This is a genomic window from Acinetobacter sp. YH16038, assembly GCF_013417275.1.
In the GTDB taxonomy this organism is placed as follows: Bacteria; Pseudomonadota; Gammaproteobacteria; order Pseudomonadales; family Moraxellaceae; genus Acinetobacter.
The window spans coordinates 1-13404 of record NZ_VPEG01000036.1; the positions used below are offsets into that span (position 1 = coordinate 1).

General features: G+C 42.9%; 17 protein-coding genes. 4 read left to right on the top strand and 13 right to left on the bottom strand.

The features are described 5' to 3' along the window. Nucleotides 1–152: DUF4372 domain-containing protein (locus FTV34_RS13705; RefSeq protein ID WP_141214591.1), on the bottom strand; the 152-nt coding region annotated here is incomplete at its 3' end. Nucleotides 153–400: 248 nt separating this feature from the next. Then, a complete protein-coding gene (locus tag FTV34_RS13710; RefSeq protein WP_004780424.1) occupies nucleotides 401–586 on the bottom strand; it encodes a hypothetical protein in 186 nt (61 codons plus the stop codon). A gap of 856 nt (nucleotides 587–1442) precedes the next feature. Here FTV34_RS13710 and FTV34_RS13715 point away from each other — a divergent pair. The 3 genes from FTV34_RS13715 (at nucleotide 1443) to FTV34_RS13725 (ending at nucleotide 3704) form a co-directional block, all read left to right on the top strand. Next, entirely contained in the window at nucleotides 1443–1640 is a 198-nt protein-coding gene (locus FTV34_RS13715; protein WP_104426834.1) for a hypothetical protein, read from the top strand. 540 nt (nucleotides 1641–2180) lie between these two features. Continuing rightward, on the top strand, nucleotides 2181–3002 hold the full coding sequence (gene dapB / locus FTV34_RS13720) for a 4-hydroxy-tetrahydrodipicolinate reductase (protein ID WP_034704877.1): 822 nt from the start codon (nucleotides 2181–2183) through the stop codon (nucleotides 3000–3002). A 57-nt stretch (nucleotides 3003–3059) separates the two neighbouring features. Continuing rightward, entirely contained in the window at nucleotides 3060–3704 is a 645-nt protein-coding gene (locus tag FTV34_RS13725) for an START domain-containing protein (RefSeq protein WP_180002612.1), read from the top strand. Between the two features lie 51 nt (nucleotides 3705–3755). Here the strand turns inward: FTV34_RS13725 and FTV34_RS13730 are convergent, their stop codons facing one another. Then, nucleotides 3756–4931 (bottom strand): MFS transporter, encoded by a 1176-nt coding sequence (locus tag FTV34_RS13730; protein WP_180070547.1) that lies wholly within the window; start codon nucleotides 4929–4931, stop codon nucleotides 3756–3758. A gap of 9 nt (nucleotides 4932–4940) precedes the next feature. After that, nucleotides 4941–5747 (bottom strand): 2,5-didehydrogluconate reductase DkgB, encoded by an 807-nt coding sequence (dkgB, locus tag FTV34_RS13735; protein WP_180070549.1) that lies wholly within the window; start codon nucleotides 5745–5747, stop codon nucleotides 4941–4943. 113 nt (nucleotides 5748–5860) lie between these two features. On the opposite strand from dkgB, the gene FTV34_RS13740 reads away from it, so the two are divergent. Continuing rightward, the gene (locus FTV34_RS13740; RefSeq protein ID WP_180070551.1) at nucleotides 5861–6751 is read left to right on the top strand and encodes a LysR family transcriptional regulator; all 891 of its coding nucleotides are present in this window, start codon (nucleotides 5861–5863) and stop codon (nucleotides 6749–6751) included. Between the two features lie 70 nt (nucleotides 6752–6821). Here FTV34_RS13740 and FTV34_RS13745 read toward each other — a convergent pair whose 3' ends face one another. From FTV34_RS13745 to FTV34_RS13785, 9 genes are all read right to left on the bottom strand, one after another. Next, complete coding sequence (locus tag FTV34_RS13745; RefSeq protein WP_180070553.1) at nucleotides 6822–7844, bottom strand: NAD(P)-dependent alcohol dehydrogenase; 1023 nt, start codon at nucleotides 7842–7844, stop codon at nucleotides 6822–6824. Nucleotides 7845–7848: 4 nt separating this feature from the next. Continuing rightward, a complete protein-coding gene (locus tag FTV34_RS13750; RefSeq protein WP_180070555.1) occupies nucleotides 7849–8430 on the bottom strand; it encodes a DNA-3-methyladenine glycosylase I in 582 nt (193 codons plus the stop codon). A gap of 23 nt (nucleotides 8431–8453) precedes the next feature. After that, complete coding sequence (locus FTV34_RS13755; RefSeq protein ID WP_004780440.1) at nucleotides 8454–8699, bottom strand: hypothetical protein; 246 nt, start codon at nucleotides 8697–8699, stop codon at nucleotides 8454–8456. Between the two features lie 15 nt (nucleotides 8700–8714). Continuing rightward, nucleotides 8715–9257 carry a M23 family metallopeptidase gene (locus FTV34_RS13760; RefSeq protein ID WP_034704894.1) on the bottom strand — a complete coding sequence of 181 codons (543 nt, stop codon included), beginning with the start codon at nucleotides 9255–9257 and terminating at the stop codon, nucleotides 8715–8717. A 51-nt stretch (nucleotides 9258–9308) separates the two neighbouring features. After that, nucleotides 9309–10343, bottom strand: coding sequence for an A/G-specific adenine glycosylase (gene mutY, locus FTV34_RS13765; RefSeq protein WP_171431288.1), 1035 nt, complete (start codon nucleotides 10341–10343; stop codon nucleotides 9309–9311). 160 nt (nucleotides 10344–10503) lie between these two features. After that, nucleotides 10504–10863: an HIT family protein gene (locus tag FTV34_RS13770; RefSeq protein ID WP_005233203.1), complete on the bottom strand. Its 360-nt coding sequence runs from the start codon at nucleotides 10861–10863 to the stop codon at nucleotides 10504–10506. A 79-nt stretch (nucleotides 10864–10942) separates the two neighbouring features. Continuing rightward, nucleotides 10943–11677, bottom strand: coding sequence for a dienelactone hydrolase family protein (locus FTV34_RS13775; RefSeq protein ID WP_159124503.1), 735 nt, complete (start codon nucleotides 11675–11677; stop codon nucleotides 10943–10945). A 163-nt stretch (nucleotides 11678–11840) separates the two neighbouring features. Then, entirely contained in the window at nucleotides 11841–12530 is a 690-nt protein-coding gene (locus FTV34_RS13780; protein WP_180070557.1) for an FKBP-type peptidyl-prolyl cis-trans isomerase, read from the bottom strand. A gap of 48 nt (nucleotides 12531–12578) precedes the next feature. Next, nucleotides 12579–13283 (bottom strand): FKBP-type peptidyl-prolyl cis-trans isomerase, encoded by a 705-nt coding sequence (locus FTV34_RS13785; protein ID WP_125279709.1) that lies wholly within the window; start codon nucleotides 13281–13283, stop codon nucleotides 12579–12581. Nucleotides 13284–13404 lie beyond the last annotated feature (121 nt).

Sequence of the window (13404 nt, forward strand, 5' to 3'; positions counted from 1 at the left end):
GAGAATTGAGACATCAATATGGCAATAAACTGATCCCACCGGGAAGCCGCTCTAAATTTCTGTCCAACATGGTGCACTTTAGCAAGTTGTTCAAAATCCTGTCGCACAACAGGTTTAATTAGCTCATGAAATACGGTATTCTGATGTGACAAAACCTGAATCCTGGTCGTTAAAGTGTTTGTTTGCACTCATATTTTAACTGTTAGGACTCAGGTTTTTTTATTTAAAGCAAACTATGGGACAGCAGTGCGCTCAGGCGTCCTTTTTTATAGCTTAAATTCGGAAAAGATGTATAAGTTAATTATTAGATAAAAATAATGAGAAAATTATTCTTTTAATGATATTGGCTTTTTAAGAAGGATTTATACCCCTCACGCAGAGAAATATAAATCCTGTCATATTATTGAGCTTCAGTTGCTTGAGCTTCTGATGCTGGAGCTTCGCTTGCAGGTGCTTCAGCAGCTTGAACTTCAGACGCAGCTGTTTCAGTTGCAGCAGGAGCTGTTTGTGCTACTTCTTCAGCAGCAAAAGTTTGTGATGCAGCAATTAACGCTACCCCGGCAAAAGTTAATTGAACTAATTTCATATAAATTTCCTTGTATTAAAAATAGTGTACTACTCAGTACACTTGGCAAAAATGTTGACATAAAATGTAGATATTGATGTTTTTTTGTGTGTACTTATGTTTACTAATGTAGTTTGATGTTATTTAAATAACTGAAATATAAGATTAATCATTAATCTCATAAAATTGAGCAAGTGGCAAAATATATAAGAAAATGGATTTGTTAATGTGATGTATGTCACATATTTGTACATCTAAAGAATGAAATTTAATTTAAATACTAAAAGAAAAACCCCAGCATCCTGCCGGGGTTTTTCGTATGGGTTCGCTCGGTATAACTCCTGTCGTACCTTACTGTCCTTGTGCTGATCTATTGTTATTCTTGTTTGGAACTTCCTGTTCCTGATGAGTTCATCATAGGAAACTTCCAGTACTCTGAATAGCAGCAAAAGGCCGAGATTGATGTGAGCCAAAGCGTACAAAGAGTCTGGTTCTTATCTTTGCCAGACAGAGAAAAATACTTTGTCTTTTAAAACCGCATCATCAGGATATGAAAATCCTGAATTAATAATCTCTCCATTCATTTGACTAATAAAATATTATGAATAATCTGGAATATTAAAAGAATTGTTACAAAAACTGGTTCCTATTAAATTTTTAGCAATCATGAGATTATTAAGAATTTGATATATAAAATTAATTTTGAGGCTGACAATCTTGCTAAATAGGCAGGATTTAGAAGGTTATTTAATCTGTCAATTCCTCAAAACTTGCAGAACTTTTTCTAATTTGTAATCCTTGCGACCAAGGGTGTCTAGCTGAGCTAAGGCAGGTATTTGTTGTAGTCGGGCCGCTACAACTGATAACAGGTGCCTGTATGTTTAATTTAAAGATTTTTAATAAGATCTCTACCGAAGTTTTGACCTTAAAAAATGACCTGGAGCTGAATTCCGAGATTCAACTCATCACTAAATATAAAACATCTATTTGTGAAGATTATAAAAAAGCGATTATTTTGATCTTTAAAGAACGTGGATATACCAGCTTGGAAGTTGGTCAACTACTTGATGCTTGATCCTTAAACATTCCTAAATTTAAAAAAGTATGGATTTATACTTTCATTTACTCAAACAATCCATCGCGCTTCATCTAAAATAATGCCATGCGCTAAAGGCATATGCCTCAGTACGCGATAATGGGTATTTAATTCAATAATATCAGTAATACTTATATTGCTGAGGTGATCAAATTGGAGTTTCAATATATTTCCCTTAAATACAAATAATCTGAATATGAAAAATCAAGATCATACGTACCATGGAAAAATATTTTTTATCTTATTAAATTCAATTATTTAAAATTAAAATCTAATTCTTATTAACTAGAATTTTTCTTTAAATGAGTTTATCTCTGACTAACTATTTAATCATTATTCCTCTAATGGAATTATTTTTCTTTTTACTCGTCCATAAACTATTGTTGATATGGACTGCATATCAAAATCCCTCATGACCTTCTTTAATTCTTTTCATTGATTTTTATGCGATCAATCTTAGTGTTATGAGCGAGTTTTGCTATAGTAAGAGCAATTTCGAATCAACATCAGGACTATGTTATGTCAGCGACACCACGCATTGGGATTTTAGGTGCAGGCGGCCGTATGGGACGCATCCTTATTCAGGCGGTGAAAGAAGCCGGTTACCAATTGGCAGCAGCTGTTGAGCGCCCTGAAAGCTCATTGATTGGCGCAGATGCCGGTGAACTGGCTGGTGTAGGGAGCCTGGGTGTAAAGGTTGTCGGCCATCTTGAAGAAGTAGTTAAAGACTGTGACGTAGTGATCGACTTTACTGCGCCTGCTGCGACGGTGAATCATCTTAAAATCTGCCGTGAAAATGGCGTTGCGATCGTGATTGGTACGACTGGTATGAATGACGAACAAAAAGCTTATCTGGATGAATCTGCAAAAGAAACTCCAGTGGTCTATGCAGCGAACTATTCGGTTGGTGTGAACGTTTCGATCAAACTGCTAGAACTTGCCTCTAAAGTCTTTGGTGATACGGTCGATATTGAAGTGATCGAAGCACATCACCGTCATAAGGTAGATGCGCCATCAGGTACAGCTCTTATGATGGGTGAAGCGATTGCTGGAGCACTGGGTCGTGATCTGAAAAAAGATGCGGTGTATCATCGTGAAGGGCATACGGGTCCTCGTGAACGTAAAAGCATTGGTTTTCAGACCATTCGTGGCGGTGATATTGTCGGTGAACATACTGCAATGTTTATTGGCGAAGGCGAGCGTGTTGAAATTACGCATAAAGCAACCAACCGTATGAACTTTGCAGCGGGTGCCGTACGTGCAGCAGCTTGGGTCGTTGGTCGTGATGCACGTAAATATGACATGAAGGATGTACTTGGTTTTAACGATATTCAAGTATAAATTTTCGTCAAAATCCTATATAAAAATAACTTAAAACTAAAATAAGATGACAATGGAATGAAGAAATTAATATTAATGGCGTGTGCTGTAGCCTTTGCCGCTACAGCACAGTCGACCTCTGTGCAGAATGCCAAGCTCAGCATTAATAAAAATAATATTAAAGTCTGGACCTATCAGGATGAGCGTAATCCCGTTTTTCTCTATAAAGCCGAAACCACCTACAATGTCCCGATTGAGAATGCCGTTTCTCTGATTCTGGATGTTGATCATGCAGTGAAATGGGTGCCTTATATGGGTAGTATCAAGGTGCTGTCGCGTGATGATAAAAAAGGCGATTTCACCTTGTATATGGTGCTGGATTTTCCATTCCCTTTAAAAGACCGTGATCTGATTGTGCAGGGTAAAATGATTAAGGATGCCAATGGCCAGATCACCATTAAGAATAAAGCGATTCAGACCGGGTATGCTCTAAATCCGAATTATGTACGTTTGACTGATTATCAGGGAGACTGGACCTTCCAGAAACTGGCGAATAACAAGGTTAAGGTATCGACTTATGGCTATGCCAATCCTGAAGGTTCGATTCCTTTAACCTTTGTGAATATGTTTGTGCAACAGCAGCCTTATCAGATGCTGCAAAAGATGAAAACCGAACTGGCTAAACCTGTGACAACGCCTGTGTTACCTGAAGCTTTACGCTAAATAGCCAATAAAAAAAGTCCGCATCAGGCGGACTTTTTTGTGAAGGAAATTTTAAGAGCATTGCTGCGTAGTCATATCTTGCTGTGGAGCCAGTTTCATTTGAATCACGACCAGAAGCAAAGCAACAGCACTGAGCCCAGCACCGGTAAATGAAACCGCACTATAGCTAAGTCCTAGATTTAGCACACTGGCACCCGCAATTGCCCCCAAAGCATTACCGAGGTTAAAAGCACCAATATTTACTGAAGAGGCCAGTCCAGGCGCATCATAAGCCACGGACATGACTCGCATCTGTAAAGGCGGAACTACAGCAAAGGCAGCAGCACCCCAGATGATTAATGCCAGACCTGCGCCAAGAGCTGTGCTTGCCAGAATCGGGAAAAGCAGCATCATCAGCATAAGCAAGATTAAAAAGCCGATCAGGGTTTTATTTAAGGATAAATCTGCAAACTTGCCACCCAGATGATTACCAATCGAGAAACCTACCCCGATCAACACCAGCATCAAAGTAATCAATGCAGGGGAAGCCTGAGTAAAACTTTGCAGACTCGGGGCAATATAAGTGTATAGGGCAAACATGGCCCCCGCACTCATCACGGTAGTCAATAAAGCTAAAACAACGGGCAGGCTGGTCAGGACTTGCAGCTCCTGCCTTACATCCGGTTTCTGACTGCTTTGGCCTTCAGGCAAGGCTTTCCATAAGGAGAACATGGTTAGTAAACCAAGCAGGGAAATACCCAGAAAAGCCATACGCCAGCCGATATGTTGTCCTATCCAGGTTGCTAGTGGCACCCCGCCAATATTGGCAATGGTCAGGCCCATAAACATCATGGCTACGGCGCTGGCCTGTTTATCTTTCGGAACGACACTGGCAGCGACAACTGAACCAATCCCGAAGAAAGCACCATGGTTCAAGCTGGTGATGATCCGTGCCCCCATCAGCCCCAGATAATTAGGCGTTAATGTCGCCAGAATATTACCAATCGTAAAAATCGCCATCAGTAAAATGAGAGACTTACGTTTAGAATAACGGCTTAACCAGAGGGTCATTAGTGGTGCACCCAACATCACCCCTAAGGCATAGGCACTGATCAGCATCCCGGCACGAGGAATCGAAATCTCTAGATCACGGGCGATTTCTGGCAGAAAACCCATTGGAGAAAATTCAGTGGTACCAATTGCAAAGGCACCAACCGCCAGTGCAAGCAAAGAAAAATTAACTTTCATGGTTTCTGTTTAATCCCAGATAGGCGCAAGCTGGTCCGGATCAACCTCGCGGCCATTGCGCTCCAAGGTGCTGATCAAAGCCATTTCTTCTTGAGACAGTTGTATCTCCTGCGCTGCCAGATTGGCAAGCAGATGTTCACGTTTGGTTGAAGAAGGAATCACAGCAAAACCTTTTTGCAAGGCCCAAGCCAGTGCAATTTGTGCAGTCGAAGCCTGATGCTGTGCAGCAATTCCTTGCAGGATGGGATCATTCAGCACTTTGCCATAAGCCAGTGTCATATAAGAAGTGACATCAATCTTCTGAGATTGTAGGAAACTGACCAGACGCTGATTTTGCAGATAAGGACTGAGTTCAATCTGGTTGGTTACGATATGCTCTAGACCAATCGTATCAATGGCTTGTTGGGTCAGCTCAATATTGAAATTGGACACACCGATATGCTCAGTCAGACCTTGCTGTTTGGCTTCTAATAAAGTCTGCATCAGCTCAGGAATTTGAACGCCTAAACGAGGTGCAGGCCAGTGAATGAGCGTTAGATTGACTGCATCGGTACGTAGTTTATGCAGGCTTTCTTTGAGGCTTGGAATTAATTTGTCTGGTGCGTAATGATCTGTCCAGATTTTGGTGGTAATGAATAGCTCGTTACGATTAACTTGGCTTTCTGCAATAGCCTGACCCACTTCCGCTTCATTGGCATAAATCTGTGCCGTATCTACGGCGCGATAACCGACTTCCAGGGCTGTTTTGACTGAATCAATGACGGTCTGTCCAGACAGGCGAAAGGTACCGACACCAAATTGAGGAACAATATTCATAGCTTTAATCTTTAAGTATTTTCGATGTTGAGTATTTTGTGCTTTTTATTGTTGCGAAAAAATAGCTGAATTTGCAAAATATTATTGACCGAAAATCAATAAAAGAGTGACAAATGAAATCGACGATTGAAGAATTACAGGCTTTTGTCACTATTGTGGATAGTGGTTCTATTGTTATGGCGGCAGAGCGTTTGGGACAAACCACTTCGGGTGTCAGTCGGGCATTGCAACGTCTGGAAAATAAGTTAAATGTTACTCTTTTAGAAAGAACCACACGTAAGCTGAAACTGACTCAAGAAGGCCAGCTATTTCTAGAAAAGGCGCGCAAAATTCTCAATGATCTGGCAGAAGCTGAAGATGCCTTACTGAAATCAGATAGTGATACTTCAGGATTGATTCGGGTCGATTCAGCGACACCTTTTGTACTGCATGTAATCGTGCCGCTAATTCAGGAGTTTATGCAGCGTTATCCCCACATCGAAATTGAACTAAATAATCATGATCAGGTGATTGATCTGCTGGAACATAAAACCGATGTCGCGATCCGCTTTGGAGAACTGCATGATTCCAGCCTGCATGCCAGATTATTATGCCGCAGTCGTTTGTATATTGTGGCCAGCCCTGAATATTTACAGCAAAAGGGCAGACCGCAATCAGTGGCAGATTTATCGGAGCACACTTTGCTGGGATTTAGTCAGCCTACGCATTTGAACACCTGGCCGATTCGGCTGGATGGCGAACCTATCATTGTAAAGCCAAAGATTAGAGCACCCAATGGGGAAACTGTCCGTCAATTAGCTTTATACGGGGTAGGTATTACCTGTCTGTCACGCTTTCTGGTCGAGGACGATTTACAGGCGGGTCGTTTGCAGGCACTATTTGAAGACCAGATTGAGCTACATTATCAAAAAATTCATGCGGTCTATTACCGTCAGGAGCATTTGCCTAAACGGGTACATCTATTTATTGAATTTCTGGCTCAGAAGCTGGCTAAATATTTATAGATATAGTCATAAAAAATCAGCCCTAACATGATGCTAGGGCAGATCTAGATTTACTGATGATTAGTAAAAATTAGAAATCGGCTTTAAGTACAATCCGGTAACGGGCTTTGCCTGAGTGCAGACGTTCAATCGCAGTATTAATTTCCGACATTGGGAATAACTCAATTTGTGGCGCAATATTTTTACGTGCCGCAAATTTTAATAATTGACGTAAAGCTGCTGGTGAACCTGTCGGCGAGCCAGTCACTGATTTAGCACCGCCAATCAGTGAACCTGCAGAAATTTGCATGGGTTCCAGTGGTAAGCCCAGCATATGTACCGTGCCATTTGGCGCTAAAGTTGATAAATAAGCCTGCCAGTCTAGTGTGACATTCACAGTACTCATTAATAGATCAAATTTACCACGGAGCGGTTTAAGCGCTGCTGGGTCGCGACTATTCACTACATGGTCTGCACCCATAGCTTTCAGCTCATCGGTTTTATCCAGATTTGAAGTAAAGGCGGTAATTTCACAACCCCATGCTTTCAGCAGCTTGATCGCCATATGTCCCAAACCGCCAATACCAATGACACCGACGTGGTGAATGGCCTGAATCTGATGTTTCAGAATCGGATCAAATACAGTAATCCCGCCACAGAGCAGGGGACCTGCACTTTCTGGGTCCAGATCTTCGGGTAAGGGAATTGCCCATTGCCAGCCAGCACGGACTTTATCTGCAAAACCGCCTGCATGACCGACGATGGTTGCAACCTGACCACCGGTACACAGCACTTGCTGGCCTGAAATACAAGGATCGCAATATTGGCAGCTTTCCGCAGTCCAGCCAATACCGACACGTTGACCTACTTTTAGGCCTTTGGATTCAGAACCCAGTTGCGTAATGGTGCCGATGACTTCATGTCCGGCCACCACAGGATAGACCGAAGATCCCCAGTCATTATTGAGTACTGAAATATCAGAATGGCATAGGCCGCAGTATTCAACTTTCACTTCGACCTGATGCGGCTGAAGTTCACCTGCATCAAATTGATAAGGTTCCAGGGCGGCACCGGCAGACATTGCGGCGTAAGCGTGAATAGTATTATTGGACATAGATTCAGCTCTTATTTGAATGGGAGGATATTGTTTTAAAGTGACAGTGATTTTCATGGTCATCGACCATGCCGACTGCCTGCATAAAGGCATAACAGATCGTAGGACCGACAAACTTAAAGCCTGCTTTTTTTAAGGCTTTGGACATGGTCTGGCTTTCAATGGTTTGTGCCGGAGCCTGGCGATAATCTGCCACATCATTATTCAATCGGGGCTGCTGGGCAAAGGACCATAACCATGTGACCACATCAATCTCTTCAGATTTAAGCTGTTGCCAGGCCCGGGCATTATCGCGAATTGCAGTCAGTTTACCAATATGCCGGATTAGACTAGCATCTTGCAGTTTTGCGGTGAGTTGCTCATCTGTAAAAGAAGCAATCGTTTCAATAGAATATTGAAAGAAATGTTTGCGATAAGATTCACGTTTTCTGAGTACGGTAATCCAGGCTAAACCGGCCTGCTGACCTTCCAGACACAGCATTTCAAACAGGCGTTTTTCATCATGCAGCGCCTGTCCCCATTCCTGATCATGGTAGGCAGTATAGAGGGGATCATTAGAGCACCAGCCACAGCGTTGGATCGTCAAGGGATGCTCCTTTTTTGATTATCTTATAATTTAAATGTCGTCCACTGATCTTGCTGATTATCCCAGTAGGACAGTTCTGCCTGCTGCAGATCACTGAACTGGATCCACATATCCTTACCACTTTTGTCGGCATAACCGGTACTGATCAGAAGCGCCTCTTCAGTAATTTCCATGATCCAGCCCTGATAGGTCTGGCCATTGAGCACGATTTTCTGTTGATTGCCTGATTCTGCAAATTCGACCAGACGGTTGATCAACGCTTCTGACATGTAAACTTCCTAAAATTAACGTAAATATGGATAAGGGTTAACGACACCACGGCCCTTACCACTTAAATAAAGACCATAGTGCAGATGTGGCGCAGTATGCCGGGCATTGCCAGTATTACCGACATAACCAATGACATCGCCCTTTTTGACATAGTCACCAACTTTCAGGCCACGCTTATGACCATCCAGATGTGCATAATAATGCCAGGCACCACCTGGACCCAGAATCCAGACTACTTTACCACCCAAATTGTTATTCCGTAAATCCGCGATCAGACCAGGCGTCGCACTACGAACCTTGGTTCCACGTGGAGCCAGAATATCAATGCCCTCATGCAAACGGCCACTACTACGCGAAGCTCCCCAAGTATCTTTCAATTCACGAGCCTGAACCCGATCTACCGGAATCGGCAGAGAAGAGGGCATACGCATATGATTCAGTTTTTTGACCAGTGCCGGATTAAGTTGAACCGCAGAAGGATGTTTCGGTGCGCTACTACACGCCACCAGAAATAACATCACCAAAGAAAGCCCGACAAACGCAAGAGAATGGCGCAAAATATTTATCCTTAAATGAGGCCAGTATGATTCTTCTTGTTCCAGACTATGTCATAAATTTACGGTAGAAATCAATTTTTTCATGGCGGTTGGAATACCTGCATTGACCGCAGTTTCCGGGTTCATCCAGAAGCCCTGTAACTCAATCGCCAGATGTTCCTGCTGATCTGCATCGACTGCAAAAACCATGGCTTCAAGCTGCCAGGTAAAATGGGTGAAACTGTGGCTGATCTGGATCTTTTGTACGAGATTTTTCAGACCCAGTTGCTGGCACAGTTGTTCAAATGTATGAGTGTCTTCAATAATTGGCAGACACCAAAGCCCGCCCCAAAGACCACTATTAGGACGTTGCTGCCATAGCCATTCATCACCTGACTGGATCAACAGCACTTGAGCTGCTTTGACCGGTACCGGCTTTTTGGCTTTTTTAAAGGGCAATTCATTTTCCAGACCCTGTTGATGTGCCTTGCAATGTTGCTGCATTGGACAATACAGGCATAAAGGCTTTTTCGGAGTACAGACGGTCGCACCGAGATCCATAATCGCCTGGGTATAGTCATGATTCCGTTCAACCGGGCAAAGCTGTTCAGCAAGCTCCCACAAGGCACGTTCATGAACCGGTTTAGACAGATCATCTTCGATCGCAAAAAACCGAGCCAGCACCCGTTTGACATTGCCATCCATGATCACGCCGTACTGACGTAAACCCAAAGACATTAAGGCTCCCGCGGTTGAGCGGCCAATGCCGGGCAGGGCGATCCATTCTTCTAGGCTCGTCGGGAAATGCCCCTGCCTTGCTACAATACCGGCTGCCTTATGCAAATTGCGGGCACGAGCATAATAGCCCAGCCCAGCCCAATAGGGTGCGACTTCATCCCAAGAAGCTGTACCTAAGTCCTGTACTGTCGGAAAACGTTGAATAAACCGCTCAAAATATTGCAGCACGGTTTTGACCTGAGTCTGCTGTAGCATGATTTCAGAGACCCAGACCTTATAGGGATCATCAGCCACTTGCCACGGCAAATCATGACGGCCATGCACATCAAACCATTCTAAAAGGGCATCTGAAAATACAAACATGAAGATAGAACAAACTGGAAAACGAGGCCTAGTATAACTGAAGAGACCCAGCTAAAAGATGAAAAGTCTGCTAAAACAGCAAGACTGAAAAAGAGTAAAAATGAATAAATGGAAGGGACAAGTGAACACTTCGAAAAGCATTCACTCGGGAAAAAAATTTAAATTCTTATTCTTCAATGCCCCAGCGTGCATCCAGCTTTAATACCTTGCCTTCATAACGTGGGATAATATGAATGTGTAAATGTTCTGATTTTTCCTGAAATACTTCGCCATCATTAAACCCGACATGAAAACCGGAAGGCTGATAGCGTAATTGCAATTCATTACGAGCCTGTTCAAGTAAGGACATCATGCTCTTACGTTCTTTATCTGTGATTTCAAAAAATGACGCCACATGACGTAATGGAGTAACTACATAATGTCCTTTGGACAGGGAGTTGGGTTCAGGTAACACGACAGCAAAATCATTTTTAGCCAGAATATCGTATTCGTCAAAATTACAGTACGGGCAGTTATTTTCAGTCATGATATTGGCTCCTTTCATTGAATTTATTTTTTTCATGTATGACCCAGCTCGATCATGAGCCGGATCAATTTATCTGTTATTAGGCGAGTTGTCGTGCTAGTAATTCATACATGGCAGCCAAACTTTGTTTCTCTGCTTCAGCATTGTAGCCCAGATCGACACCATTGGCCTTGGCGCGCTCATCCGCCAGCGGGTTACTGAATCCATGCTTGGCATTTTCAAATACAATCACATTATGCTCGACCTTAGCCGCCTGCATTTCTTCTTTAAAGCTGGCGACATCATCCAGGCTCACCATACTGTCCTTTTCGCCATGTAGGACCAGAATTTCTGCCTGTACCTGGCCTTCCTGTGCAGGTGCTTTAGGAGACAGGTTGGCATGGAAAGTAGCCACAGCTTTTAACGGTGCATTTGAGCGAGCCAGATCCAGAGCCACTTTACCACCGTAGCAGAAACCAATCGCAGCCAGTTTTTCCGGATTGACTTCATCCTGTGCCGCCAAAGTATCTAAAGCAGCTTTCGCACGGTTCACGATAGTGTCCGGATCTTCAAACGTCTGCATCATCCATTGATAGGCCTGATCAGAGTTGGTGGTTACTTTCTTGTCACCATACATATCAATTGCCAGCGCGGCATAACCATGTTCCGCCAGTTCACGGGCACGCTGTTCAGTATAGTCATTGCGGCCCCACCATTCGGGTGCCACGATAACACCGGCTACAGGTGCATCAGTTTCTGGTGCGGCAAAATAACCAATCAAAGTGCTGCCATCCTGCGCAGTATATTGAATTTCGCGGGTCTTGATTGCTGCCATGCTGAAGTCCTCTATTGTTGTTGAATATTTTGATTAAACTATAAAATAGCAAAACTGCTATGAATATACATGAAAAGCTCCAACTAATTCGTTTCTCATCAGTACAAAAAAAGAGAGGCAAATAATTTGCCTCTCTTTTTAACTTTTACAATTAAAGGAATTTTTATTTAATAATTTCCAGTAATTCGATATCAAAAATCAGGGTACTATTTGGTTCAATGATATCTCCCGAACCAATCTGTCCATAGGCCAGATCAGCGGGGATAAAGAAGCGGTATTTAGCACCGACTTTCATCAGCTGTAAGCCTTCTGTCCAGCCAGTAATCACTTGGGTGGTACGGAAATCGACTGGCTGCTGGCGGGCAATCGAACTGTCAAAAACGGTAGCATCAATCAGGCGACCTTCATAATGCACACGGACATTACTGTTAGCACTTGGTGATTTCCCTTTACCTTCTTTCAGTACCAGGTATTGCAGACCAGATTTGGTAGTTTTAACGCCTGGCTTTTTCGCATTTTCCTGCAAGAATGCTTTGCCAGCTTTGGCATTTTCTTCAGCTTTCTGTTTCAGCACAATCAGTTCTTTGGCATCACTTTGACGTTTATACTGAGTCAGCACTTGGGTCATTTCTTCATCGCTTAAACTGGATTTTTGTCCAGCAGCGGCTGTCTTTAAGCCCTGGCTAAATGCATCTAAATCAAGATCCTTTAAAGTGTCTGCATTACTGCGACCCATCAGATAACCAAAGCTGTAACCAATCTTCTCAGCTTCACTACTTGTATTATTGATCTCTTTAGCAAAAAGGCTGCCTGAACTGAGCAGCAAAACCATTAAACTGATTTGTATTTTCATTATCAATTCTCAAAAATAAAGGAGAGCTGGTCGCTCTCCCTATTTGTATTATTTTACTTCGATTAATTCCACATCAAAAATCAAAGTGCTATGCGGAGGAATCGTACCTGGAACGCCCTGTTCACCATAACCCAGATTTGACGGAATATATAGAGTTGCCTTACCGCCTTCTTTCATCAGCTGCAGACCTTCAGTCCAGCCTGGAATGACCTGATTTAATGGAAACTCAATCGGTTCACCGCGTTCTACTGAACTGTCAAATACAGTGCCATCTACCAGTTTACCGGTGTAATGTACTTTCACAATTGAAGAAGCTTTTGGCTGTTTACCTGTACCTTCTTTCGTGACTTGGTACTGTAAGCCGGAAGCAGTTGTTTTAATACCTGCTTTTTTCGCATTTTCAGTCAGGAAAGTATCACTTGAAGCTTGAGCCTGTTTTGCACTATCAAGCTGCTTTTGTTGCATTTCTTTCTGGAACTGCTCATAAGCTGCCTGTAATTCTTCTTCCGTATAGGCAGGTGCAGAACGCGCATGTCCTTCACGTACACCGGTCACAAAACTGTTAATGTCCAGCTCAGGAGGAGTCTGATGCGCCACTTCATAACCGAGTGCATAGCTGATTTTAGAGACAGCAGAGGCATCTTTAGATGCTTTTGTAGTTTGAGTAGCAGGGTTTTGAGTTGCATAGTAAACAGGTACTAGCGCGGCACCGCCTAAAAGAACAGCGACGGCAATCGGTAAGGCCTTACTCATGTATTTGTCCAATCTAATGTTATCGTTGAGGTTCAGTCCATCTTAGCAGAAAATTTTAAGAAATCTTGTAGAACGGGTGGTTTTTTAGCAAGTGAATACCTGCATTTGGTACGACTCAAAA

What these genes read in the sequence shown, in the direction of transcription:
- FTV34_RS13785 (WP_125279709.1), bottom strand. Translation starts at nt 13,283, where the DNA reads ATGAGTAAGGCCTTACCGATTGCCGTCGCTGTTCTTTTAGGCGGTGCC.
- FTV34_RS13730 (WP_180070547.1), bottom strand. Translation starts at nt 4,931, where the DNA reads ATGAAAGTTAATTTTTCTTTGCTTGCACTGGCGGTTGGTGCCTTTGCA.
- FTV34_RS13770 (WP_005233203.1), bottom strand. Translation starts at nt 10,863, where the DNA reads ATGACTGAAAATAACTGCCCGTACTGTAATTTTGACGAATACGATATT.
- FTV34_RS13740 (WP_180070551.1), top strand. Translation starts at nt 5,861, where the DNA reads ATGAAATCGACGATTGAAGAATTACAGGCTTTTGTCACTATTGTGGAT.
- FTV34_RS13780 (WP_180070557.1), bottom strand. Translation starts at nt 12,530, where the DNA reads ATGAAAATACAAATCAGTTTAATGGTTTTGCTGCTCAGTTCAGGCAGC.
- FTV34_RS13745 (WP_180070553.1), bottom strand. Translation starts at nt 7,844, where the DNA reads ATGTCCAATAATACTATTCACGCTTACGCCGCAATGTCTGCCGGTGCC.
- FTV34_RS13715 (WP_104426834.1), top strand. Translation starts at nt 1,443, where the DNA reads ATGTTTAATTTAAAGATTTTTAATAAGATCTCTACCGAAGTTTTGACC.
- FTV34_RS13775 (WP_159124503.1), bottom strand. Translation starts at nt 11,677, where the DNA reads ATGGCAGCAATCAAGACCCGCGAAATTCAATATACTGCGCAGGATGGC.
- FTV34_RS13725 (WP_180002612.1), top strand. Translation starts at nt 3,060, where the DNA reads ATGAAGAAATTAATATTAATGGCGTGTGCTGTAGCCTTTGCCGCTACA.
- dapB (WP_034704877.1), top strand. Translation starts at nt 2,181, where the DNA reads ATGTCAGCGACACCACGCATTGGGATTTTAGGTGCAGGCGGCCGTATG.
- dkgB (WP_180070549.1), bottom strand. Translation starts at nt 5,747, where the DNA reads ATGAATATTGTTCCTCAATTTGGTGTCGGTACCTTTCGCCTGTCTGGA.
- FTV34_RS13755 (WP_004780440.1), bottom strand. Translation starts at nt 8,699, where the DNA reads ATGTCAGAAGCGTTGATCAACCGTCTGGTCGAATTTGCAGAATCAGGC.
- FTV34_RS13710 (WP_004780424.1), bottom strand. Translation starts at nt 586, where the DNA reads ATGAAATTAGTTCAATTAACTTTTGCCGGGGTAGCGTTAATTGCTGCA.